The organism is Acinetobacter sp. Ver3 (assembly GCF_000632455.1).
Classification (GTDB): domain Bacteria; phylum Pseudomonadota; class Gammaproteobacteria; order Pseudomonadales; family Moraxellaceae; genus Acinetobacter.
Genome location: NZ_JFYL01000129.1, coordinates 1 through 3,058 on the forward strand (window position 1 = coordinate 1; position 3,058 = coordinate 3,058).

Annotated in this window: 3 protein-coding genes; 2 read left to right on the top strand and 1 reads right to left on the bottom strand. The window is 38.2% G+C overall.

The window, feature by feature from the left end:
- The first annotated feature begins 125 nt into the window (after positions 1 to 125).
- The gene (locus CL42_RS15760; protein WP_035270799.1) at positions 126 to 1,058 is read left to right on the top strand and encodes an IS5 family transposase; all 933 of its coding nucleotides are present in this window, start codon (positions 126 to 128) and stop codon (positions 1,056 to 1,058) included.
- A gap of 230 nt (positions 1,059 to 1,288) precedes the next feature.
- Here CL42_RS15760 and CL42_RS15765 read toward each other — a convergent pair whose 3' ends face one another.
- On the bottom strand, positions 1,289 to 2,209 hold the full coding sequence (locus CL42_RS15765) for a Dyp-type peroxidase (RefSeq protein WP_035270801.1): 921 nt from the start codon (positions 2,207 to 2,209) through the stop codon (positions 1,289 to 1,291).
- 160 nt (positions 2,210 to 2,369) lie between these two features.
- Here CL42_RS15765 and CL42_RS15770 point away from each other — a divergent pair, with 160 nt between their 5' ends.
- Positions 2,370 to 2,990 carry a LysE family transporter gene (locus CL42_RS15770; protein ID WP_035270804.1) on the top strand — a complete coding sequence of 207 codons (621 nt, stop codon included), beginning with the start codon at positions 2,370 to 2,372 and terminating at the stop codon, positions 2,988 to 2,990.
- Positions 2,991 to 3,058 lie beyond the last annotated feature (68 nt).

Genomic DNA, 3,058 nt, shown 5'->3' on the forward strand with positions numbered 1-3,058 from the left:
CACCACCACTAATTTTGGATTTTTAGATAGTGAAAAAGAAATTAGCTCTTTACGTTTTTATACATCAGAGTGACTTTGTTGCACAAACCTAGCATAGACGGCTTCTTCAGCAATATAATTTTCAAATGAAGAAGCCTACACACAAAATCTACCGCACAACCAATTGGCCCGCATATAACAGAGCTCTCATTAATCGTGGGAATATTGCTATTTGGTTCGATCCAAACACTCAGTGGTATGCACAATCACAAGGCAAGCAAGGTCGAAGTCAAACTTACTCAGACACCGCTATTCAATGCTGTTTAATGATCAAATCTTTATTCAGACTCTCTCTACGCATGGTCACAGGTTTTGTTCAAAGCCTGATTAAACTATGTGGATTAAGTTGGACAGCGCCAGATTACAGTACGCTTTGTCGAAGACAAAAACATATTGATATTGCGATTAGCTATCAAAAAAATAGTGATGGGTTACATCTACTTGTAGACTCAACTGGCTTGAAGTTTCTAGGTGAAGGTGAATGGAAACGTAGGAAACATGGACCTGAATATCATCGCCAATGGCGTAAGCTGCATATTGGTATCGATGCTGAAACCCTGAAAATACGTGCAGTACAGCTTACTACAAATAATGTGAGCGATTCGCAAGTACTCGGTGATTTACTTGCTCAAATTCCTTTAGATGAACGAATTGATTCGGTCTATACCGATGGTGCTTACGATACGAAGCACTGCAGACAAGTCATTTTAGATCGAGCTGCACATGCGATCATTCCACCAAGGAAAAATGCAAAGCCATGGAAAGATCAGAAATTGAGATCTTTAGAGCGGAATGAATTACTAAAAACAGTGAAACGTTTGGGAAGAACGCTTTGGAAAAAGTGGTCTGGTTATCATCGTCGAAGCTTGGTAGAAACCAAGATGCATTGCATCAAATTATTGGGAGATAAACTCAGTGCACGGAGTTTTCAAAGCCAGGTGAATGAGATTCATGCACGTGTGGCAGTATTAAATAAATTTATGGAATTAGGCCGAGCTCATACCCAAGTTGTCACTTAAATTTAAACAACTTAGGAAAGCTCTATCTTTAAAATCTTTATGCAACAAAGCCGGGCAATATACATTTATGTCTCAAGGGTATTTATTATACGATGTTACTTATAAGAATTTTAAGACAAAGAAAATAACTCAATTCAATAAAATATCTTTAGAAATCAAGGATATTAACTGCTTGTAGTATTTAGTGATTGTAATATTAATAAAGCCGACTCTCGTCGGCTTTCTATTGTTTAATCTTCCAATACCTTTTCTAGCAACTCTTCACTTGGGGCAAAATAATAAGCTCCGTCTAAAGGCGCAACAAAGTGCAATAAGCGATCATGAATACCATCGCCACTAGTTCCAAACATACGTGTCAGCATGCGATCAATACGTGTTAAATCTTTCGTATAAGCGATAAAATACAAACCTTGATCACCACGTCCATCGCCATACGGTAAAGAATGACGAAGAATTTCAAGCTCCTCACCTTCATCATCTTCAACAATGGTGCGAGCCACATGTGCATTGTCAGGTTTAACATCGTCATCAAGCTCTATGCTTTCGAGTTTGGTGCGCCCAATCACTTGCTCTTGTGCATCAACTTTAAGTTTTTTCCATTTATCTAGATCATGACGATAACGTTGAGCAAAAACGAATGAGCCATCAGTGAAAATTCCTGCATCTTCACCTAGTAAAGCTGTTTCAGCGCGATCATCTGGAAATTGAGGGTTTTCGGTGCCATCAATAAAACCAGTTAAATCTCGACCATCAAAATTTCGGAAGCACACGCGCTCATCTAAAACCTCAACCAAATCCTGAATTCCTTCAAAAAAAGCTTGGCTTAAGGCAAAGCAAATATCAGTACGCTGTGCTGCGATATGGATTAAAACATCAGCAGGGACCACAGGCATGGTGAAAGAGCCTTGAATTGGTTCAAGCTGTTTAAAACATTCTGGTTGGTGAGGGTAAAGTTGTGACCAAAGTTCTGGTCCAAAAGCCACCGCAGTTTTAATTTGAGCATGAGGATGTTGAGTAATTAAGCGATCACGAGTCGTAAAGAGATCTTCAAGTTTTTCTTTTAGTTGATCTATTGATAAATCTTTTAAACGCAAAGTGATAAAGCGAGCATGATCTGAGGGTAATGGTAAGATTACGGATTGGGAAGTCATTCATGGCTCCTGAAATTATAATATCCTAATTTTGCTGATCACATTGTGCCTGATCATCATAGTGCTGAACAGACAGACGTTTAAAAAAACATTCAAATTTTAAATCTTAAAAAAGTCGAATTGTCATATAATCTCATCAAAATAAATCTCCCAAATCGTTATGTCTTATCAAATGTGGTTTGCCTACATGCTTGCATGTTGGGTTATTAGTATTTCGCCTGGTGCAGGTGCTATTGCATCAATGTCTAGTGGTTTGAATTATGGATTCAAACGAGGTTATTGGAATGCAATTGGTCTGCAGCTTGCACTTTTGGTTCAAATTGGAGTTGTCGCTGCGGGAGCAGGCGTACTTTTTGCTACGACTCCTTTGGCATTTTTGATCGTCAAATGGTTTGGGGTTGGGTATTTATTATATTTAGCATATTTACAGTGGAAAGCCCCAGTGCAGTCCATCGAAATTCACACTGATTTAAAGCAAAAGTCAGCGATGAAGCTAGTAATCAGCGGTTTCTTTGTCAATATGAGTAATCCAAAAGCAATTGTATTCTTATTGGCAGTATTGCCACAGTTTCTGGATCTTTCAAAGCCTCAATGGCCACAATATCTCATCATGGCTTGTACAATGATTGCTATCGATCTTATCGTTATGGCTGGATATACAGGTCTTGCAGCGAAGGTATTGCGTTTACTTAAATCACCTCGTCAGCAAAAAGTGATGAATCGTACCTTTGCAGGTTTATTTGCAGGTGCGGCTTTTTTATTGAGTTTAGTTCATCAATAAGACACAATGAAATAACGAGTTAGGGTTATTTTATTGAAAATTATAATATTATTTTTGACTATTCTGTT

What these genes read in the sequence shown, in the direction of transcription:
- CL42_RS15765 (WP_035270801.1), bottom strand. Translation starts at nt 2,209, where the DNA reads ATGACTTCCCAATCCGTAATCTTACCATTACCCTCAGATCATGCTCGC.
- CL42_RS15760 (WP_035270799.1), top strand. Translation starts at nt 126, where the DNA reads ATGAAGAAGCCTACACACAAAATCTACCGCACAACCAATTGGCCCGCA.
- CL42_RS15770 (WP_035270804.1), top strand. Translation starts at nt 2,370, where the DNA reads ATGTCTTATCAAATGTGGTTTGCCTACATGCTTGCATGTTGGGTTATT.